The sequence below is a fragment of the Roseobacter sp. HKCC-CH-9351 genome (genome assembly GCF_037830295.1).
GTDB lineage: Bacteria > Pseudomonadota > Alphaproteobacteria > Rhodobacterales > Rhodobacteraceae > M30B80.
In genome coordinates, this window is record NZ_JBBLYM010000001.1 from 1,037,256 (window position 1) to 1,063,172 (window position 25,917).

At 56.2% G+C, this 25,917-nt stretch carries 21 protein-coding genes; 18 read left to right on the forward strand and 3 right to left on the reverse strand.

Features of this window, described 5'->3' with window-relative positions:
• Nucleotides 1-25 precede the first annotated feature (25 nt).
• The 7 genes from AAC632_RS05385 (at nucleotide 26) to dnaE (ending at nucleotide 9,043) form a co-directional block, all read left to right on the forward strand.
• Entirely contained in the window at nucleotides 26-364 is a 339-nt protein-coding gene (locus AAC632_RS05385; protein ID WP_340261857.1) for an AtpZ/AtpI family protein, read from the forward strand.
• An 83-nt stretch (nucleotides 365-447) separates the two neighbouring features.
• Complete coding sequence (locus tag AAC632_RS05390) at nucleotides 448-1,227, forward strand: F0F1 ATP synthase subunit A (RefSeq protein ID WP_340298758.1); 780 nt, start codon at nucleotides 448-450, stop codon at nucleotides 1,225-1,227.
• Between the two features lie 56 nt (nucleotides 1,228-1,283).
• Complete coding sequence (locus tag AAC632_RS05395; RefSeq protein ID WP_050928673.1) at nucleotides 1,284-1,520, forward strand: F0F1 ATP synthase subunit C; 237 nt, start codon at nucleotides 1,284-1,286, stop codon at nucleotides 1,518-1,520.
• 89 nt (nucleotides 1,521-1,609) lie between these two features.
• Nucleotides 1,610-2,158, forward strand: coding sequence for a F0F1 ATP synthase subunit B' (locus tag AAC632_RS05400; RefSeq protein WP_340244784.1), 549 nt, complete (start codon nucleotides 1,610-1,612; stop codon nucleotides 2,156-2,158).
• A 3-nt stretch (nucleotides 2,159-2,161) separates the two neighbouring features.
• Nucleotides 2,162-2,737: a F0F1 ATP synthase subunit B family protein gene (locus tag AAC632_RS05405; RefSeq protein WP_340297782.1), complete on the forward strand. Its 576-nt coding sequence runs from the start codon at nucleotides 2,162-2,164 to the stop codon at nucleotides 2,735-2,737.
• Between the two features lie 184 nt (nucleotides 2,738-2,921).
• Nucleotides 2,922-5,438 carry a GcvT family protein gene (locus tag AAC632_RS05410; protein ID WP_340297781.1) on the forward strand — a complete coding sequence of 839 codons (2,517 nt, stop codon included), beginning with the start codon at nucleotides 2,922-2,924 and terminating at the stop codon, nucleotides 5,436-5,438.
• Between the two features lie 110 nt (nucleotides 5,439-5,548).
• Nucleotides 5,549-9,043, forward strand: a complete 3,495-nt coding sequence (dnaE, locus tag AAC632_RS05415; protein ID WP_340297780.1) for a DNA polymerase III subunit alpha — start codon at nucleotides 5,549-5,551, stop codon at nucleotides 9,041-9,043.
• Between the two features lie 3 nt (nucleotides 9,044-9,046).
• Here dnaE and AAC632_RS05420 read toward each other — a convergent pair whose 3' ends face one another.
• Nucleotides 9,047-9,247, reverse strand: a complete 201-nt coding sequence (locus AAC632_RS05420) for a SlyX family protein (RefSeq protein WP_340297779.1) — start codon at nucleotides 9,245-9,247, stop codon at nucleotides 9,047-9,049.
• A 137-nt stretch (nucleotides 9,248-9,384) separates the two neighbouring features.
• Between AAC632_RS05420 and hisS the strand changes: the two genes are divergently transcribed.
• From hisS to hisG, 3 genes are read left to right on the forward strand one after another with little or no spacing between them, the layout of a single operon-like run.
• Nucleotides 9,385-10,866: a histidine--tRNA ligase gene (hisS, locus tag AAC632_RS05425; protein ID WP_340297778.1), complete on the forward strand. Its 1,482-nt coding sequence runs from the start codon at nucleotides 9,385-9,387 to the stop codon at nucleotides 10,864-10,866.
• A complete protein-coding gene (locus tag AAC632_RS05430; protein ID WP_340297777.1) occupies nucleotides 10,863-11,975 on the forward strand; it encodes an ATP phosphoribosyltransferase regulatory subunit in 1,113 nt (370 codons plus the stop codon). The genes hisS and AAC632_RS05430 overlap by 4 nt, the downstream gene beginning before the upstream one ends.
• Nucleotides 11,972-12,661: an ATP phosphoribosyltransferase gene (hisG, locus tag AAC632_RS05435; RefSeq protein ID WP_317656485.1), complete on the forward strand. Its 690-nt coding sequence runs from the start codon at nucleotides 11,972-11,974 to the stop codon at nucleotides 12,659-12,661. The genes AAC632_RS05430 and hisG overlap by 4 nt, the downstream gene beginning before the upstream one ends.
• Here the strand turns inward: hisG and AAC632_RS05440 are convergent.
• Nucleotides 12,658-13,089, reverse strand: a complete 432-nt coding sequence (locus tag AAC632_RS05440) for a DUF1489 family protein (protein ID WP_340297776.1) — start codon at nucleotides 13,087-13,089, stop codon at nucleotides 12,658-12,660. The two genes, hisG and AAC632_RS05440, sit on opposite strands and share 4 nt — an antisense overlap.
• Before the next feature lie 117 nt (nucleotides 13,090-13,206).
• Between AAC632_RS05440 and AAC632_RS05445 the strand changes: the two genes are divergently transcribed.
• From AAC632_RS05445 to yghU, 7 genes are all read left to right on the forward strand, one after another.
• The gene (locus AAC632_RS05445) at nucleotides 13,207-15,486 is read left to right on the forward strand and encodes an adenosylcobalamin-dependent ribonucleoside-diphosphate reductase (RefSeq protein WP_340297775.1); all 2,280 of its coding nucleotides are present in this window, start codon (nucleotides 13,207-13,209) and stop codon (nucleotides 15,484-15,486) included.
• Between the two features lie 135 nt (nucleotides 15,487-15,621).
• Complete coding sequence (locus AAC632_RS05450) at nucleotides 15,622-16,566, forward strand: lipid A-modifier LpxR family protein (RefSeq protein ID WP_340297774.1); 945 nt, start codon at nucleotides 15,622-15,624, stop codon at nucleotides 16,564-16,566.
• A 118-nt stretch (nucleotides 16,567-16,684) separates the two neighbouring features.
• The gene (locus AAC632_RS05455) at nucleotides 16,685-17,800 is read left to right on the forward strand and encodes a Hint domain-containing protein (protein ID WP_340297773.1); all 1,116 of its coding nucleotides are present in this window, start codon (nucleotides 16,685-16,687) and stop codon (nucleotides 17,798-17,800) included.
• Nucleotides 17,801-18,000: 200 nt separating this feature from the next.
• Complete coding sequence (gene rpsD, locus AAC632_RS05460; RefSeq protein ID WP_340297772.1) at nucleotides 18,001-18,621, forward strand: 30S ribosomal protein S4; 621 nt, start codon at nucleotides 18,001-18,003, stop codon at nucleotides 18,619-18,621.
• A gap of 131 nt (nucleotides 18,622-18,752) precedes the next feature.
• Complete coding sequence (locus tag AAC632_RS05465) at nucleotides 18,753-19,742, forward strand: YcjF family protein (protein ID WP_340297771.1); 990 nt, start codon at nucleotides 18,753-18,755, stop codon at nucleotides 19,740-19,742.
• Between the two features lie 212 nt (nucleotides 19,743-19,954).
• Nucleotides 19,955-22,870, forward strand: coding sequence for an isoleucine--tRNA ligase (gene ileS / locus AAC632_RS05470; protein WP_340297770.1), 2,916 nt, complete (start codon nucleotides 19,955-19,957; stop codon nucleotides 22,868-22,870).
• 78 nt (nucleotides 22,871-22,948) lie between these two features.
• Entirely contained in the window at nucleotides 22,949-23,812 is an 864-nt protein-coding gene (yghU, locus tag AAC632_RS05475) for a glutathione-dependent disulfide-bond oxidoreductase (protein WP_340297769.1), read from the forward strand.
• On the opposite strand, the gene ygfZ is transcribed toward yghU, so the two are convergent.
• A complete protein-coding gene (gene ygfZ, locus AAC632_RS05480) occupies nucleotides 23,813-24,574 on the reverse strand; it encodes a CAF17-like 4Fe-4S cluster assembly/insertion protein YgfZ (RefSeq protein ID WP_340297768.1) in 762 nt (253 codons plus the stop codon). It abuts the gene before it with no gap.
• Between the two features lie 137 nt (nucleotides 24,575-24,711).
• Between ygfZ and AAC632_RS05485 the strand changes: the two genes are divergently transcribed.
• Nucleotides 24,712-25,917 carry a pyridoxal-phosphate-dependent aminotransferase family protein gene (locus AAC632_RS05485; RefSeq protein ID WP_340297767.1) on the forward strand — a complete coding sequence of 402 codons (1,206 nt, stop codon included), beginning with the start codon at nucleotides 24,712-24,714 and terminating at the stop codon, nucleotides 25,915-25,917.

The following is a 25,917-nucleotide window of genomic DNA, read 5'->3' on the forward strand; positions in this document are numbered from 1 at the left end:
GGCGTTTTCTGAAGTTGCTTTGCACATGACCGAGCCATCGCCAAATCCCGACCGCCTTAAGGGGTTGGAAGAAAAACTGGCAAACATTCGGTCGCGCGAAGCCGACAAGAAACCACCGATGGGAGAGCATTATTCCCAAGCGCAGCACGCGTGGAGGATGGTGATTGAACTGGTCAGCGGGTTGTTGATCGGTGTTGGTATAGGCTGGGGCTTGGATAGCCTCTTGGGCACGCGCCCTTGGCTGATGGTCGTTTTTACATTGCTGGGCTTTGTGGCTGGGGTCAAAACGATGATCCGATCTGCGCAAGAGCTTCAGAACCAGGCCCAAGCCCGCGAACACGCGGATGAGGGCGACGCAAAATAAGGGGATACACCGTGGCTTCGGATGTAACGAATTCTGATCAGAACAAGCCCTCTAATTCGGGCAAGCCGATTGCATTTGTCCTTTTGGCCACCGCGGCTGTGCTTTTCGTCCTGGGTCTCCTTGACGATTACGAAGGCGGCTTGGCGATCCACCCGATGGATCAATTCGTCATCTCCCCATTGTTTGGTGACACGCTGAACTGGTACACGCCGACCAATTCCACGCTCTGGATGGCGCTCAGCGTCATCGCGATTGTGGCGTTGATGGTCATGGGCACGCGCGGTCGCGCCGTGGTTCCTTCGCGCGGCCAGTCGGTCGCTGAGCTGATCTATGGCTTCGTGCGTAAGATGGTCGAAGATGTTGCAGGCAAAGATGCGCTGCCCTTCTTCCCCTATATTTTCGCCCTGTTTATGTTCATCCTGCTGTCGAACCTCTTGGGCCTGATCCCAATGAGCTTTACCACCACATCGCACATCGCGGTGACCGCGATTTTGGCGGCGGCGGTATTCCTGACAGTGACCTTGGTGGGTTTCATCAAGAACGGCGCAGGCTTCCTCAGCCTGTTCTGGGTCAGTTCCGCGCCATTGGCGTTGCGCCCGATCCTTGCCATCATCGAATTGATTTCGTACTTCGTGCGCCCCGTCAGCCACTCTATCCGTCTTGCGGGTAACTTGATGGCGGGCCACGCAGTTTTGAAAGTGTTTGCAGGTTTCGCTGGCGCGATGGGCGCCGCAGCTTTCGCCCCAATCTTGGGCATTGTCGCGATCTACGGGCTCGAAGTGCTCGTATCCGTGATCCAAGCTTATGTGTTCACCATCCTAACCTGCGTCTATCTGAAAGACGCGCTGCATCCGCACCACTAAGCGGATCACGGTTCAGGACATCTATTCAGCCAATTCCAACGTAAGGAGAAACGGAAATGGAAGGCAATATCGCAGAACTCGGTCAATTCATCGGTGCAGGCCTTGCCGCTATCGGCTCTGGCGCAGCAGCGATCGGTGTGGGCCATGTTGCAGGTAACTTCCTCGCAGGTGCTTTGCGTAACCCATCTGCAGCTGCAGGTCAGACCGCAACGCTCTTCATCGGTATCGCGTTCGCAGAAGCTTTGGGGATCTTCGCGTTCCTCGTTGCACTTCTGCTGATGTTCGCAGTCTAAGCCTTTAGCGAACCATCCTTACGGCTGGGTCGCTTTGCGCGCAGCGCGCCACAGCGGCCCAGTGTAATCACCGGTTCCAGGAGGACATGATGGCAGAGACTGCCCACAACGTTGCCAGTGCAGCCCATGGTGGTGAAGCCGCCTCGGGGGGTATGCCGCAACTCGACTTCTCCACCTTCCCGAACCAGATTTTCTGGCTCGTGGTTACACTGGTGGTCGTTTATTTGATCTTGAGCCGCGTGGCGTTGCCCCGCGTTGCATCCGTTTTGGCAGACCGCCAAGGCGCGATTGCAAAGGACATTGCCGCTGCTGAAGACCTCAAAGCCAAAGCTGCTGAAGCGGAAGAGGCCTATAACAAAGCCCTCGCTGATGCGCGCGCGCAAGCGCAAGACATCATCGCCCAGACCCGCAGCGAAATCGCGGCTGAATTGGCGGACGCAACTGCAAAAGCGGACGCGCAGATCGCTGCGAAGGCAAAAGAATCTGAAGCGCGTATCGGTGAGATCCGCGCAGGCGCTGTGAAAAACATTGAAGCGGTCGCAAAAGATGCGACAGCCGAGATTGTAACGGCTCTTGGTGGTGGCAAGCCCGATGCCAAGGCGCTGAAAGCGGCCATTGCAGAGCGGATGAAAGGATAAGCCATGACACTGCGTTACGCGACCTTGGCAACATCTGCCCTGACCCTAATCGCGGCGCCTGCTTTTGCAGCAGGTGGTGATTACGGCTTTGCGTCTTTCTTCAACACCAATTACGTGGTGCTGATTGGCTTCATCTTGTTCTTGGCGCTGTTGTTCTATTTCAACGTGCCTGCGATGATCCTCAAGATGTTGGATGACCGCGCGGAAACCATCCGTTCCGAATTGGATGAGGCCCGCAACCTACGCGATGAAGCCCAAGCCGTTCTGGCTGCCTATGAGCGCAAAAGCCGCGAAGTGGCTGAGCAATCTCAGCGCATTATCGACCACGCCCGCGAAGAGGCTCGTTTGGCTGCCGATGCTGCCAAAGAAGACCTCAAGCAATCCATCGCGCGCCGCCTAAAGGCAGCTGAGGAGCAGATCACGAGCGCCGAAGAAAAAGCGACCCGTGAATTGCGCAACCGTGCTGTGGATGTTGCGATTGCGGCGGCGGCAAAGATTTTGGGCGATAGCACCACTGCAACCGAAGCGAACAAGCGCATTGATGCGGCCATCGCCGAAGTGGAAAGCCGCCTGCACTAAGCAGGTATGCTTGGAAGGTAAAAGTTATGAAAAAGGCCCCCTGAGAGGGGCCTTTTTTTTGTTGATTATGTGGCCTGTGTCACAGATGTCGTTTTCTGTCTTTTTTCGGTCGGGCGGGCGAGGCCGCGCGGCTTGACCTCTGGCAAGAGGGGACAACCACAGATCACGCGCGGGAGCGGATATCATGAAGACACATGTCAAAGCCTTGGTTGTCGGCGGCGGTGCCGTTGGCGCATCTATTGCCTATCATCTTGCAAAAGCGGGATGGCAGGATGTGATGCTGTTGGAGAGGGATGAATTGACCTCTGGCTCGACATGGCACGCGGCTGGACTTTTGCCATTGTTCAACATGAGCTACGCAACCAGCCATATTCACGACTATTCTGTGAAATTCTATAAGACGTTGGAAGAAGAGACAGGCCTCAACGCAGGGTTTGCTGTGGTCGGTAACTTGCGCATGGCGCAGACCGATGCACGCATGGACGAGTTCCGCCTTTATGCATCGACCGCTGAGACGGTTGGTATTCCCTACGAGTGGTTGACACCTGCGCAGATTAAAGACCGCTACCCGCTGGTGCGCACAGAAGATCTCAAAGGGGCGCTGTTCCACCCGACTGACGGCTATATCAACCCTGCAGACGTGACCCAAGCCATGGCCAAGGGCGCGCGTCAGCGTGGCGTGATCATCGAGCGCAAATGGCAAGTTGATGGCTATGAATGGACAGGCGAGGCATGGCGCGTCACTGTCACCAAGATGGTAGAAAAGGGCGGCAATTTGGTTCCGTCTGAGGAAACCCAAGTGATCACTGCGGAACATGTTGTGACCGCAACAGGAAACCATGCGCAGCGCACAGCGAAATTGTTGGGCATCAAAATCCCCGCCATCCCAGTCGAGCATCAATATATCGTCACGGAGCCTGATCCAGAATTGGTGGCCTTCCGTCAAAATGGTGCGCCCGAGCATCCCGTTTTGCGCGATGCAGATGCAAAATGGTATGTGCGCGAAGAACGCGGTGGGTGGATTCTAGGGCCTTATGAAGAAGGCGCACCTGCCTGTTTCAAATATGCTGTGCCCGACAGTTTCCGCGCGGATCTCTTCCCGCTCGATCTGGAGCGGATTGAAGAAGAATATATGTCCATGATCCACCGCATCCCGTCCAGTGAGACAGTGGGTCTGAAGGATGATTACAATGGCCCGATCTGCTACACACCCGATGGGAACCCATTGGTCGGCCCTGCGCCTGGCCTGCGGAATATGTGGTTGGCTGAAGGTTTCAGCTTCGGCATCACCGCGGCAGGTGGCACAGGCTATTATTTGGCGCAGATGATGGTCGAAGGTGAGGCGGAAATCGATATGGCCAGCCTTGACCCTAAGCGTTACGGCCAAGATTGGATGACGACCGAATATGCAGCGCGCAAAAATGAAGAATGCTATGCGCATGTCTATGTTCTGCACCACCCTGACGAAGAGCGCGAAGCCTGCCGGCCTTTGCGCACAGGCCCTGCCTATGATCGTCAAAAGGCGCTTGGCGCGCAATTTGGCTGTGTGAACGGATTTGAACGTCCAAACTACTACGGCCCCAAAGATGCGCCGTCTCAATTTGACCATGATGCGCGCAGTTTCCGCCGCGGCGGATGGTGGAACTTTGCTCGCGAGGAAGCGGAAGCGATCCGTAAAACCGCTGGCCTGATTGATGCAACAGCCTTTGCCAAGCATCGTGTGTTCGGGCCTGGAGCGACTGCTTTCTTGGATTGGTTTACCTGTAACGCATTGCCCAAAGTGGGACGGATTAACCTGACTTATGCGCTGACCGATTCAGGCACGACCCGCACCGAATACACTATCATGCGGATTGCTGAGAATGATTACTACCTCGTCTCTGCAGGCGCGTGGGAGGCCTATGACGGCGATTATCTGCGCAAGGCCGAAGAAGATTTCTGGGCCAAAACCCAAAGCACAGGCAACTGGTTTGCGGTCGAGAATGTGACCACGAAATGGGGTGTCTTTGCCCTTGCGGGGCCAAATTCCCGCGCGATCTTGAACGAGCTTGTCCGTGACGCAGAGCCAGAAACACGCCTCTCGAACAAGCGTTCGCCGTGGCTGTCTGTGCGCGACATCGAGCTGGGCATGGTGCCTGTGCGCGCTGCGCGTGTGGCCTATACAGGTGAGTTGGGTTGGGAGTTGCACCATCCGATTGAGATGCAAAATCACCTGTGGGATCAACTTATGGCTGCGGGCGAAAAGCATGGGCTCAAGCTGGTTGGTGCGCGTGCGCAGAACTGGCTGCGTCAGGAGAAATCCTATCGTGCCTTTGGCAATGAACTTGGCCGTGATGCTACGCCATTGGAGGCAGGCCTAGATCGCTTTGTTGATCTCTCGAAGGAGTTCCATGGCAAGCAAGCAATGCTTGATAAGGGTATCCGCTCTAAATGTGTGACGCTGTTAATAGACGGGCCTCAGGATGCTGACCCATGGGGGCGCGAAGCCTTGTTTGATGGCGAAACCCGTGTTGGGCGTCTGACATCAGGTGGCTATTCCGTGCATTTCGGAAAACAGATCGGCATGGGCTATGTGAAACCTGACTATGCGCAGTTTGGGCAAAAGCTGAAGGTGATGATCATGGGCGCGCTTTATGATGCGGAAATTACCGAAGACAGCCCTTATGATCCGAAGAACGTCACGATCCGCGTGGATGGCTGATCCAACCTGATCGAGACAGGGTTCCTCCCGTGAAGGCCGCCTGCATCCCTTTGGAGATGCAGGCGGCTTTTTTGCTTTTCTGCTCGGCGCGCATTTCATAGGTTGGGTTTATGTCAAAGCCTCGATTCATCCATTTGCGTGTGCATAGCGAATATTCGCTGCTTGAAGGGGCGATGCGGATCAAATCTTTGCCCCAATTGGTGGCCGATGCAGGCATGCCCGCTGTTGCAGTGACAGACACCAACAACATGTTCTGCGCGCTTGAGTTTTCCGAATATGCGGTCAAGGCAGGTGTGCAGCCGATATTGGGGTGCCAGATTGATTTGGCCTATGAGGCGGCAGCGCAGGGCGAGAAACCGCGCCCCCCGCGCGGCATTGTTCTTTTGGTGAAATCGCGTCAGGGCTACTTGAACCTATTAAAGTTGAATTCGCATTTCTACTTGCGCGGCGATGGCCAGATTCCCCATGTCACCCTTGATGAATTGGCGGCGCATAATGAGGGGTTGATCTGCCTTTCTGGTGGCCCTGAGGGGCCGTTTGGTGCCCTGCTCTCTGCGGGGCAAATAGCCAAAGCCGAAGGATTGATGGTGCGATTGGCTGAGATCTTTGGGGATAGGCTTTATGTTGAATTACAGCGTCACCCCATAGATCAGGGTCTGCCCGAGGCAGAGGCGCTGAGTGAGCCGCATCTGATTGATATGGCCTATAAGATGGGCCTGCCCCTTGTGGCGACCAATGACGTCTATTTCCCCAAACCAAAAATGTATGAGGCGCATGACGCGCTGATCTGCATTGCGCAAGGGGCCTATGTCGATCAACAAGAACCACGCCGTATCCTGACATCTCAGCATTATTTCAAAACCCCCGAAGAGATGCTGACACTCTTTGCTGATCTGCCCGAGGCGATTGAAAACACGGTCGAGATTGCACAGCGCTGCGCCTATCGCGCGCGCACCCACGACCCGATCTTGCCGCGTTTTGCCGAGAACGAGGTGGAAGAACTGCGCCGCCAGGCCAATGAAGGTCTGCAAGCGCGCCTTGCGGTGATCCCGCATGCGGCATCAGTTGAGGACTATCAAAAGCGCCTCGATTTCGAATTGGACATCATCGAGGGGATGGGCTTCCCGGGCTATTTCTTGATCGTGGCCGATTTCATCAAATGGGCCAAGGAGCATGACATCCCAGTCGGGCCTGGGCGCGGGTCGGGTGCAGGCAGCCTTGTGGCCTATGCCTTGACCATCACCGACCTTGATCCTCTGCGTTATAGCTTGCTGTTTGAGCGCTTCCTCAATCCTGAACGCGTCTCAATGCCCGATTTCGATATCGACTTCTGTATGGATCGCCGTGAGGAGGTGATCCAATATGTGCAGGAAAAATATGGTCGCGACCGCGTGGGGCAGATCATCACCTTTGGTGCGCTGTTATCCAAGGCGGCCGTACGCGATATCGGGCGGGTTTTGCAAATGCCCTATGGTCAGGTGGATCGCCTGTCAAAAATGATCCCTGTTGAGGGGGTCAAACCCGTGAGCATTGAAAAAGCCTTGGCCGATGAACCGCGCCTGCGCGAAGAAGCGCAGGCCGAAGAAGTGGTCGCGCGGCTTTTGGATTATGGTCAACAGGTCGAGGGGCTTTTGCGCAATGCCTCAACCCACGCCGCGGGCGTTGTGATCGGTGACCGCCCTTTGGACGAGTTGGTGCCACTTTACCAAGACCCGCGCTCGGACATGCCTGCAACCCAGTTTAATATGAAATGGGTAGAACCTGCGGGCTTGGTGAAATTCGATTTTCTCGGTCTCAAAACCCTCACTGTGGTGCAGAATGCCATTGATCTGATCCATTCATCGGGCCGCGATTTGCATGTCGCACCAGATTGCCACGCGCTCTATCAACCGCCTGAGGGGGCAGAAAACCAGATCAACGCGATCCCGTTAGACGATGAAGCGACCTATGCGCTCTATGCTTCGGCCAAGACGGTTGCGGTGTTTCAGGTGGAAAGCTCGGGCATGATGGATGCCCTAAGGCGTATGCGCCCCACCTGCATTGAGGATATCGTGGCCCTTGTGGCGCTCTATCGCCCGGGCCCGATGGAGAATATCCCAACATATTGCGAGGTGAAGAACGGGATCAAAGAGCGTGCCTCGATCCATCCGTTGATTGATCACATCCTCGAAGAGACGCAAGGCATCATCGTATATCAAGAACAGGTGATGCAAATTGCGCAGGTCATGGCAGGCTATAGCCTAGGCGGTGCGGATTTGCTGCGCCGCGCCATGGGTAAGAAGATCAAAGAGGCCATGGATGCCGAACGCCCCAAATTCGTGGAGGGGGCAAAGGCAAATGGGGTCGACAAGGCCAAGGCCGAAGAAGTGTTCGACCTTCTAGAAAAATTCGCCAATTACGGCTTCAACAAATCGCACGCGGCCGCCTATGCGGTTGTCAGTTATCAAACCGCTTGGCTCAAGGCGAACCATCCTGTCGAATTCATGGCTGCGGTGATGAATTGCGATATCCATCTGACGGATAAGCTGTCTATTTACAGCCAAGAGGTGGGTCGCCTTGGCATCGAGATCGTGCCGCCTTGTGTTAATCGCTCGCTTGCCACGTTCTCCGTGTCCGAAGGGCGCGTGGTCTATGGCTTGGGTGGCTTGAAAAATGTCGGTGTCGATGCAATGCGCCTGATCGTTGAAGGGCGCGGAGATCAGCCCTTTGCATCGCTCTTTGATTTCGCTCGGCGGGTTGATTTGAAACGGGTGGGCAAGCGGCCGCTTGAGATGTTGGCGCGCGCAGGCGCCTTTGACGAACTGGATGCAAACCGCCGCCGCGTGTTTGACAGTTTGGATGCGCTGGTTGCCTATTCTGTTGCAATTCACGATCAAAAATCGTCAAACCAGACCTCCCTATTCGGGGAAGGGGGCGATGATTTGCCTGAGCCACGCCTGTCTAATCCGCCAGATTGGTTGCCGAATGAACGGCTTTCCCAAGAGCATCAGGCGGTTGGTTTCTATCTTTCTGGCCATCCTTTGGATGAATATATGCCAAGCTTGAAACGCTCAGGCTGCTTGTCGCTGCGTGAGGTTGAGGCGCGGGTGCAAGGGGGGGCTTTTGTCACCAAATTGGCAGGGGCGGTTGCGGTCAAGCAAGAGCGCAAAAGCCAGCGCGGCACCCGTTTTGCCTTTGTGGGTCTTTCTGATCCAACGGGACTTTACGAAGTCACAGTGTTCTCTGACCTGCTCGAGTCTGCGCGGCATCTGTTGGAGGCGGGCCAGAATGTGGTGTTGACCGTTGAGGCCACCTATGAAGCGGAGCAATTAAAACTCCTAGCTCGCGCAGTGCAGCCCATTGATGCGGTTGCCGCACAAGGTGGGGCTACAGGCTTGAGGGTGTTTGTCGAGGACGCGACCGCTTTGCCGCAATTGGCCAATGTGTTGGGCGAGGCCAAAAAGACCAATGCATCGCGGGTGACAGGCCCAATTCAATTATGCCTGACAGCCGCCGATCTTCCGGGTGAGGTCGAAGTCCTATTGGGCGAGGATTACCCCGTCAATCCCGCCATAAAAGGGGCGCTGAAATCTTTGGGCGGTGTCATCGCGGTGGAAGAGGTTTAACCCTCACCAATGGGGCGGTTTTTGATTGGCGGTGGGCATATCGCCTGCGGCTTCACGATCTGCCTCACGCTGCATCAGCATCTCAACACGGGCAGTGAGACGGGTGATTTCGCGATCTTGGCGTGCGACCACCTCCGAGAGGTCATCGACTGTACGGGTGAGATGGGCCAAATGCATTTCCAAATCATCGCGAGAGGCGCTCATGGGGCCTATGATCCTTGTCTGGGATTGTGTCGTTGCGTTCGGATGCAAACTAACCTTTGCAGGGCCCCCATGACCACCCCTCTCTTGCCCCTTTGACGCGAGGGCGCTACACCACGCGCGAGATCGAGGATATGGTTATGGCAAAAGAGAAAAAACAGCCCCGCCCTAAGGCAGAGACGCCGCGTGGATTTCGCGATTACTTCGGTGCGGAGGTGTTGGAGCGGCAAGAGATGCTTGCCAAAATTGCCGAAACCTATCAGCGCTATGGCTTCGACCCGCTTGAGACATCGGCCGTGGAAACCGTGGAGGCCTTGGGAAAATTCCTGCCTGACACGGATCGCCCCAATGAGGGCGTTTTTGCTTGGCAGGAGGAGGAAGACGGCGGTTGGGTCGCGCTGCGCTATGATATGACCGCCCCCTTGGCCCGCGTAGCGGCGCAATATCGCAATGATTTGCCAAGCCCCTATCGCCGCTACACCTTTGGCCCCGTTTGGCGCAATGAGAAGCCAGGGCCGGGGCGCTTCCGCCAATTCTACCAATGCGATGCCGATACGGTCGGCGCGGCCAGCGTTGCCGCAGATGCCGAGATTTGCGCTATGCTGTCAGACACGCTTGAGGCTGTGGGTATTCCGCGCGGCGATTATGTGGTGCGGGTGAACAACCGTAAGGTGTTGGATGGGGTTCTGGCGACCATTGGATTGTCCTCCGAGGATGAAACCACCCGCCAAGCTGTGCTGCGCACGATTGATAAATTCGACAAAGTGGGCCGCGAAGGCGTGATCCAATTGCTGACCAAGGGCCGTTTGGATGAGTCTGGGGCTTATATCGATGGCGTGGGTCTTGATGCGGCAGCGGCCGATCAGATCGTGGCATTCCTGTTGGCGCTCGCAGACAGCAATGCCGAGACTTTGGTGATGCTGCGCAAGCTGATTGGCACATCTGCGATTGGTGAGGCTGGGGTGGCCGAACTTGAAACCATTGCCACGCTGGTTGATGCGCAAGGCTATGGCCCCGACCGGATCGTGATTGATCCTTCGGTGGTGCGTGGCCTTGGCTATTATACGGGCCCCGTGTTCGAGGCGGAGTTGACCTTTGAGATTCTGGATGACAAAGGCCGCCCGCGTCAATTTGGGTCTGTTGCAGGCGGCGGACGTTATGACGATTTGGTCAAACGCTTTACAGGCCAAGATGTGCCGGCAACGGGTGTGTCCATCGGGGTTGATCGCCTCTTGGCCGCATTGCGCGCCAAAGGGCGGATCAGCGGCGCGATGCAGGGGCCTGTCGTGGTGACGGTCATGGATCGCGACCGCATGGCGGATTATCAAGCCATGGCGACTGAGTTGCGCAATGCGGGCATCCGCGCGGAGGTTTACTTGGGCAACCCTAAGAATTTCGGAAATCAGTTGAAATACGCCGATAAACGCGAAAGCCCTGTTGCGGTCATCCAAGGTTCGGACGAGGCCGCGCGCGGCGTGGTTCAGATCAAGGATTTGATCTTAGGGGCCAAGATTGCAGCCAATGCAAGCCTTGAGGAATGGAAGGCGCAACCTGCACAGCGCGAAGTGGCGCGCGGTGATCTGGTCGCCGAAATTCGCGCTATATTGGAGCGTCAGGGATGAGCCAAAAAGCGGCCATTCGTTCGGAGGCGGAGCGGTTCTTTGCGGCATTTCAAGCCGCGGGCGCCGTGGCTTTTGAGGCCGATCATTTGCTGCCTGCTGATACGCTGCTTGATCTTTATGGCGAAGATATCCGCGCGCGGGCCTATGTCACGCATGACCCCAATCGCGGCGAAATGATGCTGCGGCCCGATTTTACCGTGCCCGTGGTGCAGCGCCATATGTCGGACGGGGCGGAGCCTGCGCGTTACAGCTACATGGGCGAGGTTTTCCGCAAACAGGAGGCCAGTCCCGCCCGCGCGAGCGAATATCTGCAAGTGGGATATGAGCTGTTTGATCGTGATGACCCTGCGCGCGCAGATGCCGAAGTCTTTGCCCTTTTTAACAAATTGCTTGCCCCATATGGCCTGCGTGCCGTCACTGGCGATATTGGCGTGGTTTTGGCCGCGATATCTGCCCTTGATACAACCGAGCGGCGCAAACGCGCCTTGCGGCGCCATGTGTGGCGTCCGCGCCGTTTTCGGCGCTTGCTAGATCGTTTTTCAGGCCGCAGCGATGCCCCTGCGACCCGTGCAGCATTGATTGCCCAGATGGCCGATTTAGGGCCTGAAGCCATGATTGATGCCACTGAAAATTGGAGTGGTCTACGCAGCCCCGCTGATGTCTTGCGCCGTATGCGCGCTTTGGCCGAGGATGATGATGCTCCCAGTATTTCGGCGGCGCAGGCCGAAGCCTTGGAGCGGGTTTTGTCCTTGCGCGAAACCCTGCCAAACGCAGTCGCACAATTGCGGGATTTGGCTGTGGATTTACCGCAGATCGATAGCGCCATTTCAGGCTTGGTGCGCCGTATTGAGGCGCTGTCCGCCGCAGGTGTCGCCGTAGATGACCTATGGTTCGAGGCCTCCTATGGGCGGACGAATATGGAATATTATGATGGGTTTGTGTTCGGATTTTTCAACGAAACTGACCCGCATATGCCCCCTGTTGCCACAGGTGGACGCTATGATGCGCTGACCAAAATCTTGGGCAATGGCCGTGAGATTGCTGCCGTGGGCGGGGTGATCCGTCCTGAATTGCTGCATGGCCTCTCGCGTCAGGAGGGTGGCATATGACGTTGCGTATTGCGGTGCCGTCTAAGGGGCGGTTGATGGAAAAGACCTTTGATTGGTTTGCAGCGCGCGGGGTTGAGATGCGCCGCGCAGGCTCAGAGCGCGATTATGCTGCCGAAGTTTCGGGGGCGGATATGCAGTTGATGTTGCTGTCTGCGGGAGAAATTCCGCGCGAAATGGCGGCGGGCCGCATCCATTTGGGCGTGACAGGCACCGATCTTGTGCGTGAGAAGATCCCCGCATGGGATCAGTCGGTCGAAGAATTGGCCGAGCTTGGATTTGGCTTTGCGGATTTGGTTTTGGCTGTGCCGCAATGTTGGATTGATGTGGATTGCGTGGATGATCTTGATGCTGTTGCCGCAGATTTCCGCGAGGCCCATGGGATGCGTTTGCGGATTGCTACGAAATACCATCGTCTTGTGCGAGACTATCTGCGCGCTGCAGGTGTTGCCGATTATCAATTGGTCGACAGCCAAGGCGCGACCGAGGGCACCGTGGCGCATGGCACGGCGGAATTAATCGCTGATATCACCTCAACAGGGGAAACCTTGCGGGCCAATAACCTGAAAATCCTGTCGGATGGGATGATCCTGCGCAGCCAAGCGATGCTGTTTCGGGCGCGCGGCGCAGATTGGACAGATGGGGCCCGAGCCGCCCTTGATGGGCTGAAAACCAAGCTTTCGATCTAAAGAACGCCGATTTCGGCCAAAGCGGTTTGCAATTCACGCGGCAAAGTTTCTTCTTCTGTGCGCTTGGCATTTAAATCGCGGGGGCTGTCTTCGGGTTTGAGGTAGCGCCACCCTTGAAACGGGCGTTTTGGTGTGGGTGTCACGCGGGTGACATCCCGTTCCAAAACGATGCCACAGCGCCTGATCCCATCGCCGCGATCAACCTCCTCTAGGGCCAAGATTTTTTGGCGGCACAGGATCAATCCTTTGAACACCCAATAAAGCGATCCGCCTGCAAGAATTTCTGCCTCACGCTTGGGCCACATCCGTGTCACATGGCGCGGCAGGCCCGATGGCCCCAAGGCGCGCAGGTTCTTTTGCCAGTTCAAAAGATCTTGCACCTCTTCGGCGCCGACACATAATTTGACCAGATTTATGGTGCTGCTCATATCTCTTTCCCAAAGTCCCTCAAGATATGGTATGCTATTTTTCGCAAGGTTCAAGTTGACCGCTTGCGCCAAGGCCCCTAGTTTGTGTTTCCCCATCTGATCGTGAAAGTCTGCGCTATGTCTCGTTTTGCCGCCCCGATTTCTGAACAAATTTGGGATATGAAATATCGCCTTAAAGAGGCGGATGGCACACCCATTGACCGCACTGTCGAGGACACTTGGCGGCGGATCGCGCGGGCTTTGGCCTCGGTGGAGAAAGATCCCGCCTATTGGGAAAAAAAATTCTACGAAGCCCTTGAGGATTTCAAATATCTACCGGCAGGTCGCATCACGGCGGGTGCGGGAACGGGGCGCAGTGTCACGCTTTTCAATTGCTTTGTCATGGGCACAATCCCCGACAGCATGAGCGGCATTTTTGATATGCTCAAAGAGGCGGCTTTGACGATGCAGCAGGGGGGCGGGATCGGCTATGATTTCTCGACCATCCGACCCAAAGGTGCGGCTGTTAAGGGCGTGGCCGCGGATGCCTCTGGCCCGCTGAGTTTTATGGATGTTTGGGATTCCATGTGCCGCACGATTATGTCGGCTGGCTCGCGCCGCGGCGCGATGATGGCAACGATGCGCTGCGACCACCCAGACATCGAAGATTTTATCACCGCCAAATCTGATGCGGCGCGGCTGCGGATGTTCAATGTCTCTGTTCTCGTCACCGATGCCTTTATGGAGGCGGTCAAAGCAGACGGTCCTTGGGAATTGGTGTTTGACAACAAGGTTTACCGCACGGTGCAGGCGCGTGACCTGTGGAACCAGATTATGCAATCGACCTATGATTACGCTGAGCCAGGTGTGATTTTTATCGATCGCATCAACCAAACCAATAATCTGGCCTATTGCGAAACCATTGCGGCAACCAACCCGTGCGGCGAACAACCTTTGCCGCCCTATGGGGCGTGTTTGCTTGGCTCTGTTAACCTTGCGCGGCTTGTGCGCGTGCCCTTTGAGGCGGATGCGGCCCTTGATCTTGAGGCGCTGAAGGATTTGGTGCGGGTCGCTGTGCGGATGATGGATAACGTGGTGGATACCAGCCGTTTTCCACTCGAGGCACAGGCGCGCGAGGCCCAAGCAAAGCGGCGCATTGGTTTGGGTGTGACGGGTTTAGCCGATGCCCTTTTGATGCTTGGCCTGCGCTACGGGGCCGATGACGCAGTGGCGCAATCTGAGATTTGGATGAAGGAAATTGCCCATGCGGCCTATTGGGCTTCGGTTGAATTGGCGCGGGAAAAGGGTGCATTCCCCTTGTTTGACGCCGAGGCGTTCTTGGCCTCAGGGCATATGGCGCAAATGGATCAAGATTTGCGCGAGGCGATTGCCAAAGATGGCATCCGAAACGCGCTTTTGACCTCGATTGCGCCCACAGGCACCATCAGCCTTTATGCGGGAAATGTCTCCTCTGGGATTGAGCCCGTTTTTGCCTATAGCTATACCCGCAAAGTATTGCAGCGGGACGGGTCGCGCAGCGGGGAGGAGGTGACCGATTACGCGGTCAAACTTTGGCGCGAAAAACAGGGTGACGCAGACTTGCCTGCGTTTTTTGTAAATGCCCAAACCCTTGCCCCTGCTGATCATGTGCGCATGCAGGCGGCCGCGCAGAAATGGGTGGATAGTTCCATCTCGAAAACCATCAACGTGCCGCAAGATATCAGCTTTGAGGCCTTTAAAGATGTCTATCTGCAGGCTTATGAAACGGGCTGTAAGGGGTGCACCACTTATCGCCCTAATGATGTGACGGGCAGTGTCCTGAGTGTTTCTGAGGCAGAAGCAAAGCCAGACGGCGCCACCGCGCGCGAGGCCTCTACGGGCGAAGTGGTTTATATCTCCGAGCCGCTAGAGCGGCCGCAGACCCTAGAGGGCAATACCTATAAACTGAAATGGCCCGATAGCCCGCACGCGATTTATATCACGATCAATGACGTAGTGCTCAGCGGTCATCGTAGGCCGTTTGAGGTGTTTATCAATTCCAAGAATATGGAACATTATGCGTGGACAGTGGCGTTGACGCGGATGATGTCGGCTGTCTTCCGCCGCGGCGGTGATGTGAGTTTCGTGGTAGAAGAACTCAAAGCCGTGTTTGATCCGCGCGGGGGGGCATGGATTGGGGGTAAATATGTGCCCTCGATCTTGGCGGCGATTGGCGGTGTTATCGAACGGCATCTGATCTCAATCGGGTTTATTTCGGGCGAGGGGATGGGGTTGAAAACCGACCCCACCGCCGAGGTTTATGATTTGGGCGCAGGCCGCACAGGGGCGGCAGAGTGTAATTCCTGTGGGTCTTCTGCGATGCGGATGAGCGAGGGGTGCATGACTTGCACCGATTGTGGCTATTCAAAATGCGGCTAAGTCCCTGTGGATAACACAGCACAGTAATAAACAAATTTTAGACACAATTTTATTATTAACTTCCTTGTGAATGCGGCTGGCCGTAATCTGGCCCCGTCAGGTTTATTGTGCGCTCGCCTTTAGCCAGAGTGACGTTTGCAAGGACTTTTAATAAAGCGATTTGGTTTCAAAGGCATCCTGCTTGGGCTGTTGATCATTGCGGGGCGCGCTTTGCCTGTGGCCGCTGAAGATGCGGGATTTACCTATCTCGGCAATGGGCGGTTGCTGAACAATGATGTCATTGGCGATGGCGAAGATCGGTGGCGCACGGGTTCTTATTCCATCAGCGTGCTTTACGGATCGGAATGGCAGGGTGATTTGACCTCACGCCCGCTCGATGTCATCGCATTCCGCCTGCGCGGCGAGGCGATTGCGCCTGCTAATGTCATGACCCCTGCGCTGAATGATCGCCTCTATGCGGGCGTGTTGGCCTTTGGGGTGCATAGCCATTTCAATTGGCGCGGTGCCGATATTGTGATGGACGCGGATATTTTGGGGATTGGTCCACAGACAGGTATTTGCGAGTTGCAGTGCGATTTGCATGAAGCGTTAAGCCAACCCGTTGTGAATGCGGGCAATCGTGAATTGCAAAACAAGACCCTGTTGGATCTAAGTTTTGAGGCGAACAATGAATATGCGATCTCCGAAGGGGCCTATCTGCGCCCGTTCCTTGGTCTGACTTACGGGGCAGAGGATTTGGCCCGTGTTGGATTTGACCTGACATTGGGTCAATGGGGGCAAAACGGGTTGCGCCTACGAGATCCAATCACGGGTCAGCGGTTTAGTGGTATCGCCTCTGAAGAGGACAATGGGCTATCTTTGGTCTTGGGTGCGGATTGGGCCTATGTGGATGCCTCTGAATACTTACCCACAGGCCATGGTGCTGATGCACAAGATGAGCGTCACCGCCTACGCGGCGGTGTGCACTATGGCCAAAACGGCTACACGGCGTTTTATGGGGTGACCTATCTCTCGCCCGAATTTGCCGGTCAAACTACGGGGCAGGTTGTTGGGTCGGTCAGCCTTGGATGGAATTTCTAACCCCCCTCCTTGAACATAGGTCTATGTGCGAAAATTCGCCAAGATGCGTCAAAGGGGATTCACAGAACGAATCACCCATGCTAGCTTGCCGCCCAAGCCGAAACATAAACGGCACGCATTGAGGCAAGTAAGGCAGGCATCGCATGAGCATGGGTTGCGCGGTGCGTTCATCATTTCTTGGGCGCAGACGCGGATCGAGGGAGACGCGGACTATAACAAGAAAGATCTGGCTGAAGGGATGAGTTGGAGCTGGCACGGTCGTGCCTTCCCGCTTGAAGGCAAAGACGCCGCCCTTGTTCTGACATCCAGCCGTGATCTTCTCCAACTACGTGCCAAAGCGGCGCGGGTCGTGCATAAGTTCGTGCAAAGACCCGCGCTCCTGCCTCACTTGTCGAGCGACCTTGACGATCCCCTGTATCGTGATGCGATGGTGCTTTCGGATGGCGTGCGGTTTTTTAGTGCCGTTCCCCTGACCCTTGAGGATAGCCGCGAAACGGTATTGCTCTTTCCCGATGGCATGCCACCCTCGCGCCAACATTTGACAATCATCTCTTTGGGGGGCGGGTGTTCCGCGCGCTTTCGGCGCCAAGGCCCTGTTGTTTGCTTTGTCAAAGGCACGCGATTGGCCGCACTGAAAGGGGAAATTGCGGTCGAGGATGTGCGGGCAGGGGATTATCTTGTCACCCGCGACAATGGTTTGAAAGAAGTCCTATGGGTGGGACAGCGCAGCCTGTCAGGCGCGCAACTTTTTGCCATGCCGCATCTTCGCCCAATTCGATTGCCGCAGGGTCTTTTTGGGAAAGGCAAACCTGAACCCGATCTCTTGGTGTCCCCCGATCATCGCGTTTTGATCAAATCGCCTGAGGCACGGGCGCTTTGGGGCGAAGATGAGGTCATGATGCGCGCACAGGATTTGGTGGGGGATTTGGGCGCGCGGCTGGATCACCGCGTGGCCTCTGTCACATATTTCCACGTGATGCTTGAGGGACATCAGGTCTTGATTGCAAACAGTGTCGCGGTTGACAGTTTCCACCCCGCTTATGCGGCACTGCCCGAGGATGAGATGGATGCCGATGCGGCCGCCTGCCTAGATGACCTTTATGAGCGTCACCCAGATCTTGCAGTGCATCCCGATCTTTTTGGCCACGCTGTGCGGCGGATGTTGGGCGCGGCGGAGGCCACGATTTTATCCGCCCATCTTGGGCCATCGCGTGGGATTTACGGCTTAGGCTAGGCTTGAATTCCCCCATGCGCTTGACAGCGCGAGGAATCCCCTATAGCCCGCGCGTCACTGAGGCACCGTTTGCGGTGCTTCATTTCATTGGTGTTGGTGGCCCCCGCAAGGGAATGCCTGTCGGCCAAAGCGAAAGCAGCGGCAAAGGACAACGCCCTTCATAGCTCCGATCTGGGGCGTTCTAACGAAGGAGATCAGCCGTGACCAAACGCACGTCTGCCAAGTATAAAATCGACCGCCGCATGGGCGAAAACATTTGGGGTCGCCCCAAATCCCCAGTAAACCGCCGCGAATATGGCCCAGGCCAGCATGGTCAGCGCCGCAAGGCGAAACTGTCTGACTTCGGCACGCAGTTGCGCGCCAAGCAGAAGCTGAAGGGCTATTACGGCGATTTGACCGAAAAGCAATTCCGCCGCATCTATGCAGAAGCAGAGCGCGTAAAAGGTGATACAGGTGAAAACCTTATTGGCCTGTTGGAGCGCCGCTTGGACGCCGTTGTTTACCGCGCGAAATTCGTGCCAACCGTTTTTGCGGCCCGCCAATTCGTAAACCACGGCCATGTTTTGGTGAACGGCAAGCGCGTCAATATCCCATCCTACCGCGTGAAAGAGGGTGATGTTGTTGAGGTGCGTCAGAAATCTAAGCAACTGGCAACAGTTCTGGAAGCTGTGCAATTGGCAGAGCGTGATGTGCCTGACTATGTCGAGGCCGACCATTCCAAAATGACCGCGACTTTCGTGCGCACCCCTGGTTTGGGCGATGTGCCATACCCTGTCATGATGGAACCTAACCTCGTGGTCGAATTCTACGCGAAGAACTAATCTTCGCCGCCACAAGTTCAGAAGATCAAAAGCGCGCCCCCTGTGGCGCGCTTTTTTGTGACTGTTCCTCTGCAGGGTTCTTTGCTTATGCTCTCCCTTGCGGGTGACGGAGAAGTGAGGAGGGGGGGCGTATGGCCACGCGGAAAAACCCAATTATTTTTGATGAGGCAGCGGAGAGCGTTGGTGGCGCATCGCCCGTGGACGCGCCTGCGATTTTTGACGCGCCATCCGCCGCGCCCGATGAACCGCCCGCGCCCCAAAAGATGTCAGGTGCATCGCGGTTTTTGCTCTGGTCGGCGGGCGGCCTTGCCAGTGCTCTGTTGATCAACGCTGTTTGGGGTTTTCTTCTTGATATGATGGCGCGCGGCACAATCTGGGGGCAGGTGGCCCTTGCGATTGTGGGCCTGTTTTTCGTGGCTGTAATCGTCTTTGCGATCAGCGAATGGCGGGCCTATGCGCGGCTGTCGCGCATGACGGCTTTGCAGGCTGAGGCCCAATCGGCCTTGACCGCCCAAAACCTAGCACAGCTTTCCGCTTTGATCCCCAAACTGCGCGCGCTTTATCGCGACCGCATGGGCGTGCAGGGCGCAGCAGACCACCGTTTGCAGAGTGTCGAGGATGTGCTTGATGCAGATTTGCGAATGGGCGTGATTGAGACAGTGTTTTTGGAAGGGCTAGATGCACAGGCCCGTGCTGAGGTGGCCCAAGCCATCCGCCGTGTTGCCAGTGCCACGGCCCTCGTCCCGATGGGGTCGCTTGATATGGTCATCAGCTTTTGGATCAATCTGCGGATGATCCGCCGTGTGGCCGAGATTTATGGCGGGCGTGCAGGCACGTTTGGCGCCATGCGCTTGGCGCGGTCAGCGATTGCGCAACTTGTGGCGACAGGGGCCATTGCCATTGGGGATGATTTGCTCAGTTCTACTTTGGGCGGGTCATTGGCAGGGAAATTATCGCGCCGCTTTGGTGCAGGCGTCTTCAATGGGGCGATGACCGCGCGGCTTGGGGTAATTGCGATGCAGCTTTGCCGACCTTTGCCCTTTCACGCCTTACCCCACCCAGCTTTGCGCAGTGTTTTATCCGAGGCATTTTCTGGGCTTTTCACGGGGTCAAAGGGCTGATCGCGCAAAGCGCAGCTTTACCCCGCGCGCCTGCAGCGATATAGGGCTAAACATGAGACGGATGAACACGCAGATTTCCCTACGAATTATCTGCCCGGCGCTCTGATCAGCAGGGCCGCCGGGACTAAGGTGTTGAGCTATCGCGCCGCTCTTTCCCCTCTCATTGGTCATGGCTTGCCATAACCCGTTTCAGCCAATAGGACGTCCTTCCCATGTGTGCCGACCTTCCCGATTATAAAGACACGTTGAACCTTCCCCAAACTGATTTCCCGATGCGCGCAGGCCTGCCACAGCGCGAGCCTGATTGGCTGGCCCGTTGGGAGAAAATTGGCGTTTATCAACGCCTGCGCGACAAGGCGGCAGAGGCGGCTAAGGCAGGCGCGCCACGCCCACCATTCGTGCTGCATGATGGGCCCCCCTATGCCAATGGTAATCTGCATATCGGTCACGCACTGAACAAAGTGCTGAAGGATATGGTTGTGCGCAGCCAACAGATGATGGGCCATGAGGCGCGCTACATTCCTGGTTGGGATTGTCACGGCCTGCCCATCGAATGGAAGATTGAGGAGGCCTATCGCGCCAAAGGCCAAGATAAGGATAAAATTGACGTTGTCGATTTTCGTCAGGAATGCCGCCGCTTTGCCGAAGGGTGGATTAATGTGCAGCGCGCGGAGTTCAAGCGCCTTGGCGTAACAGGGAATTGGGACAAGCCATACCTCACCATGGATTTCCACGCCGAGGCGGTGATCGCGGGCGAGTTTATGAAATTCCTGATGAACGGCGCGCTTTACCAAGGCTCGAAGCCCGTGATGTGGTCGCCCGTTGAAAAGACCGCATTGGCCGAGGCGGAAGTGGAATATCACGACCGCCAGACCGATGCGATTTGGGTGCCGTTCAAGGTGCAGAATTCTGGCGCGCTTGGTGGTGCTTTTGTCGTGATCTGGACAACCACCCCTTGGACGATTCCGCAAAACCGCGCGATTTGTTTTGGCCCTTCGATTTCCTACGGGCTTTACGAGGTCACCGCGACCCCTGACGAATGTTGGGCCAAGGTTGGTGATCGCTATCTTATAGCTGATAAACTGGCCGAGGATGCGCTTGGCGCGATGCGTCTTGAGGCGGGCCACTACACGCGCCTGCGTGACGTCAGCGCCGATGAATTGGCCACGCTTGTCACCCATCACGCGCTGAATGGGGCTGAGGGCGCGAATGGCGAATGGGATTTTGAGGTCAAACTTTTTGCAGGCGACCATGTCACCGATGATGCGGGCACGGGTTTCGTGCATACCGCGCCAAGTCACGGGGATGATGACTATCAAATCGGCCTCAAGCATGGGCTTGAAATGACCTATAATATTCTGGATGACAGCAGTTTCCGCGCTGATCTACCTTTCTTTGCAGGGCTTCGCGTCATCGAAGAAAACGGCAAGGCGGGTAAGGCCAATAAGGCCGTGATCGACAAGCTGGTTGAGGTTGGCGGCCTGCTGGCCCGCCGCCGCATCACCATCTCGGACGCGCATAGCTGGCGTTCAAAAGCGCCTGTGATCCGCCTGAACCGTCCGCAATGGTTTGCAGCCATCGACCGCGAGATTGGCGGGGATGACAACTATGGCAAGACCATCCGCGAACGCGCGCTGCGCTCGATTGATGAATTGGTGACATGGACACCGCAGACCGGGCGCAATCGTCTGCATTCGATGATCGAGGCGCGGCCCGATTGGGTGTTGTCGCGGCAACGTGCATGGGGTGTGCCGCTCAGCTGTTTTGTCAAAAAAGATGCACAGCCAAGTGACCCCGATTTCTTACTGCGCGATGACGCGGTGAATGCCCGCATCCTTGAGGCCTTTGAGGCTGAGGGCGCAGATGCATGGTATAAGGAGGGGGCCAAAGCCCGCTTCTTGGGCAATGAATATGACCCAGATGCCTATGAGCAGGTCTTTGATATCTTGGATGTTTGGTTTGACTCTGGCTCGACCCATGCCTTTGTCTTACGGGATCGTGAGGATGGCTCAGAGGACGGGATTGCCGATCTCTATCTCGAAGGCACAGACCAGCATCGCGGGTGGTTCCATTCCTCGATGTTGCAGGCTTGCGGCACAATCGGTCGCGCGCCCTATCGCGGTGTTCTGACCCATGGCTTCACGCTGGATGAGAAGGGCATGAAAATGTCCAAATCCTTGGGCAATACGGTCGCGCCGCAGGCGGTGATTGACCAATATGGCGCCGATATTCTGCGGCTTTGGGTGGCGCAATCCGATTACACGGTGGATTTGCGCATCGGGCCTGAGATCTTGAAGAACGTGGCCGACAGCTATCGCCGTTTGCGCAATACGATGAGGTTTATGCTTGGCTCCTTGGGTGATTTAACGGAAACCGACCGCACAGAAGCCGCCGATATGCCCGAGTTGGAGCGGTTCATCCTGCATCGTTTGTCAGAGTTGGATCGGATCGTGCGCGAAGGCTATGCGAAATATGATTTCCAAGGCGTGTTCCAAGCGCTGTTCAATTTTGCGACCACTGATTTGTCGGCCTTTTACTTCGATATCCGCAAAGACGCGCTTTATTGTGATGGTGATACTGCGCAACGCCGTGCGGCGCGCACAGTTTTGGATCACCTATTCCAACGCCTGACCACTTGGCTTGCGCCAATTTTGACCTTCACCATGGAGGAGGTCTGGCTTGAGCGGAACAAAGACCCTGAGGCCTCAGTGCATCTGGTGGATTTCCCCAACACCCCTGCGGCGTGGCATGATCCAGACTTGGCCGCGAAATGGGCGATGATCCGCCGTGCGCGCCGCGTGGTGACAGCCGCGCTTGAGGTGCAGCGCCGTGACAAGGTGATTGGGGCCTCCCTAGAAGCCGCGCCTGTGATCTACGTGGCAGATGCCGCAATGCGCGCAGCGCTGCAATCTGTGCAGTTCGAGGATTTGGTCATCACCTCTGCGGTCACGCTGAGCGATGAAGCGATGCCCGCGGATGCCTTCACCTTGCCCGAAATTGAGGGGGTTGGTGTGGTCTTTGCCAAAGCGGATGGCGAAAAATGTGTGCGCTGTTGGAAGATCCTGCCTGATGTGGGCAGCCACAGCCATGCCCATGTTTGCGGGCGCTGCAACAGCGCGTTGACCTGAAAATCGTAATCTCGTGACTTGGAACCTGACCTGAAAGGGTTAGGTTCCTTTTTATGTTCAAGAAATGAGGGACGGATCATGTCGGAAAATGCGCCATATACACCGCCAAAGGTTTGGGTTTGGGACAAGGAAAATGGCGGCAAATGGGCGGGTTTGAACCGCCCAATTGCAGGGCCTACCCATGACAAGGATTTGCCACGGGGCGATCATCCGTTTCAGCTTTATTCATTAGCCACCCCCAACGGGGTAAAGGTCACGGTGATGTTCGAGGAATTGCTCGCCGCGGGTCATGCGGCGGAGTATGACGCTTGGCTGATCCGTATCGGGGATGGCGATCAGTTCGGTTCCGGCTTTACTGATGTGAACCCCAATTCGAAAATTCCCGCGCTGATGGATTATTCTGGCCAAACCCCTGTGCGCGTTTTTGAATCGGGCGCGATTTTGATGCATTTGGCCGAAAAATTTGGCGCCTTCTTGGGCCGCCCAGAGGATCGGCCAGAACTCTTGTCGTGGCTCATGTGGCAAATGGGAAGCGCGCCCTATTTGGGCGGCGGTTTTGGGCATTTCTATGCCTATGCCCCATTTGCGCAAGAATACCCGATCAATCGTTTCGCGATGGAGGTGAAGCGCCAATTGGATGTGCTTGATCGTCATCTTGCAGGGCGCGATTGGATGGTGGGGAATGAGATAACCATTGCCGATATTGCCATTGCCCCATGGTATGGTCGCCTTGTGCGCGGTGAGGCCTATGACGCGGGTGAGTTTCTATCTGTGCATGACTATAAAAATGTGGTCGCTTGGGCCGAGCGGTTCTATGCCCGCCCTGCTGTGCAGCGCGGTGCGATGGTCAACCGCACCTATGGCCCGCTTGAAGGGCAATTGCACGAGCGTCATTCTGCCGATGATTTCCTGAACCGCACGCAGGATAAAATCGACGGGTGATTACTCCGCGAAATGCACCTCGGCTGCGCCCGCCTGCATAACAGGTTGGGCGCGGTCAAAACGTAAGTACGCCAGTGCTTGATCCCCAGAAATGCTATGAAGCTGCCCGACCTCGCGGCCGTTCGCGGTGATGAGGTCGCCTTCCGCAGCTGTGCCGCTGACCGTGACCCGCGCCAGCCCTTTGCGCAACTCGGTCTTGTGTTTCATCCGCGCTGTCACCTCTTGGCCGACATAGCACCCTTTTTTGAAATCCACGCCATTTAGTCGCTCAAATCCAAGTTCTAGGATATAGCTGTCATTGGGGATCAGTTCTCGCCCATGTTCAGGGATCAAATGGGCAATGCGCGTGTTTTTCCATCCTGCCGCATCCCATAAGTTGGGCAAGCCAGACTGGCCATAGGCGCGCCAACCAAGGGCAGGGTCACGTGGATCAGCATATGCCCCTTGTGGCAGGGTGCCATGCCCCACGGCCACTGTCATATCCGAGAGGGTCAGCGCCACATCTGCGCGCAGCTTATACATCGACAAACGCTGCATCAGCGGTGTGGCCAAATCACCGTCCACGTCAAGCAAAACGCAATTGCCGCGGGTCAGCATGAAAAAATCAGCCAGGTACTTACCTTGCGGGCTCAGGATTGCGCTGTAGCGCAGCCCCTCGGCATCTCGAGGGAGGGCATTGGTAGTCAAGCCTTGCAAGAATTTCTCGCGGTCAGACCCTGATACCTCAATGATTTTACGATTTTGTGGCTGCTCTTTGGTCATGGCGCTGTTTCCCTTATCTTGACCAGAGAGCTAATCATTCTTGCGCTCTTGCCAAGGCCGCTAGAGTAATTGAAATTACGCAAAGACGCAAAAGCCTGTGCCTTGCTTTTTGCTGATTTCAACAAAGGGACACTTCCATGAGCCTTGCCAACGGTCGTCACTATCTTGCCATTCCTGGCCCTTCGGTCATGCCTGATCGCGTGTTGCGGGCCATGCATCGTCCCGCGCCAAATATTTACACGGGCGAGTTGGTCGAAATGGTGCATGGGCTGATCCCTGATCTCAAGGCGGTAGGCCGTGCGCAAAAGGCCAATGTGGCGATTTATATTGCCAATGGTCATGGTGTCTGGGAGGCGGCGCTGTGCAACACGCTGTCGCGGGGCGACAAGATTTTGGTGCTTGGCACGGGGCGCTTCTGCCTTGGATGGGGCGAGTTTGCGGCGGGTCTGGGTATTGACTGCGAGATCATTGATTTTGGCCCTCAATCCGATATCGACATGGCCCGCGTGGCTGAGGCCTTGGCGGCAGATAAGGCCCATGAGATCAAGGCCGTTCTCGCGGTGCAGGTGGATACCTCTAGCAGTGTGCGCAATGATATTTTAGCCCTGCGGCAGACCTTGGATGCAGCGGGGCACCCCGCGTTGTTGTTCTCTGACAACATCGCCTGCCTCGCCTGTGATGCGTTTGAATTTGACGCATGGGGTGTGGATGTGATGGTCACAGGCAGCCAAAAGGGTTTGATGACCCCGCCCGGGATTGGGTTTGTTTATTTCTCGGAAAAAGCGGATCAAGCGCGGGGACGGGCTAATTGTGTGACGCCCTATTGGGATTGGCGGCCCCGTGTGAATCCGACCGAATTTTACAAATATTTCAACGGCACTGCGCCGACCCATCACCTCTATGGGTTGCGTGTGGCTTTGGACATGATCTTGCATGAAGAAGGGTTGGAGGCCGTTTGGGCGCGCCATGCGACTTTGGCCCGTGCCGTATGGGCGGCCTTAGATCGTTGGGGTGCGAATGGCCCTGTTGCGGCCAATATTGCTGATCCTGCGAAACGCTCGCATGCCGTGACCACGGTGGATATGGGCACGGGGAATGGTGCAAAGATGCGGGATTGGATGACGGCCACGGCGGGCGTGACACTTGGCATCCCGTTGCAGGGGTTGCGCCCTGACCCTGCGCGCGCGGTTGATTTCTTCCGTATCGGCCATATGGGGCATGTGAATGCGCATATGGTTTTGGGCCTTTTGGGCAGTTTGCAAGCGGGCATGAAGGCGATGCAGATCCCGCATAACCCAACTGGGTTAGAGGCCGCGATTGAGGTCATTGGCGAAGCAGGCTGA

What these genes read in the sequence shown, in the direction of transcription:
- AAC632_RS05385 (WP_340261857.1), top strand. Translation starts at nt 26, where the DNA reads ATGACCGAGCCATCGCCAAATCCCGACCGCCTTAAGGGGTTGGAAGAA.
- AAC632_RS05395 (WP_050928673.1), top strand. Translation starts at nt 1,284, where the DNA reads ATGGAAGGCAATATCGCAGAACTCGGTCAATTCATCGGTGCAGGCCTT.
- AAC632_RS05400 (WP_340244784.1), top strand. Translation starts at nt 1,610, where the DNA reads ATGGCAGAGACTGCCCACAACGTTGCCAGTGCAGCCCATGGTGGTGAA.
- AAC632_RS05405 (WP_340297782.1), top strand. Translation starts at nt 2,162, where the DNA reads ATGACACTGCGTTACGCGACCTTGGCAACATCTGCCCTGACCCTAATC.
- AAC632_RS05410 (WP_340297781.1), top strand. Translation starts at nt 2,922, where the DNA reads ATGAAGACACATGTCAAAGCCTTGGTTGTCGGCGGCGGTGCCGTTGGC.
- dnaE (WP_340297780.1), top strand. Translation starts at nt 5,549, where the DNA reads ATGTCAAAGCCTCGATTCATCCATTTGCGTGTGCATAGCGAATATTCG.
- AAC632_RS05420 (WP_340297779.1), bottom strand. Translation starts at nt 9,247, where the DNA reads ATGAGCGCCTCTCGCGATGATTTGGAAATGCATTTGGCCCATCTCACC.
- hisS (WP_340297778.1), top strand. Translation starts at nt 9,385, where the DNA reads ATGGCAAAAGAGAAAAAACAGCCCCGCCCTAAGGCAGAGACGCCGCGT.
- AAC632_RS05430 (WP_340297777.1), top strand. Translation starts at nt 10,863, where the DNA reads ATGAGCCAAAAAGCGGCCATTCGTTCGGAGGCGGAGCGGTTCTTTGCG.
- hisG (WP_317656485.1), top strand. Translation starts at nt 11,972, where the DNA reads ATGACGTTGCGTATTGCGGTGCCGTCTAAGGGGCGGTTGATGGAAAAG.
- AAC632_RS05440 (WP_340297776.1), bottom strand. Translation starts at nt 13,089, where the DNA reads ATGAGCAGCACCATAAATCTGGTCAAATTATGTGTCGGCGCCGAAGAG.
- AAC632_RS05445 (WP_340297775.1), top strand. Translation starts at nt 13,207, where the DNA reads ATGTCTCGTTTTGCCGCCCCGATTTCTGAACAAATTTGGGATATGAAA.
- AAC632_RS05465 (WP_340297771.1), top strand. Translation starts at nt 18,753, where the DNA reads ATGGCCACGCGGAAAAACCCAATTATTTTTGATGAGGCAGCGGAGAGC.
- ileS (WP_340297770.1), top strand. Translation starts at nt 19,955, where the DNA reads ATGTGTGCCGACCTTCCCGATTATAAAGACACGTTGAACCTTCCCCAA.
- yghU (WP_340297769.1), top strand. Translation starts at nt 22,949, where the DNA reads ATGTCGGAAAATGCGCCATATACACCGCCAAAGGTTTGGGTTTGGGAC.
- ygfZ (WP_340297768.1), bottom strand. Translation starts at nt 24,574, where the DNA reads ATGACCAAAGAGCAGCCACAAAATCGTAAAATCATTGAGGTATCAGGG.
- AAC632_RS05485 (WP_340297767.1), top strand. Translation starts at nt 24,712, where the DNA reads ATGAGCCTTGCCAACGGTCGTCACTATCTTGCCATTCCTGGCCCTTCG.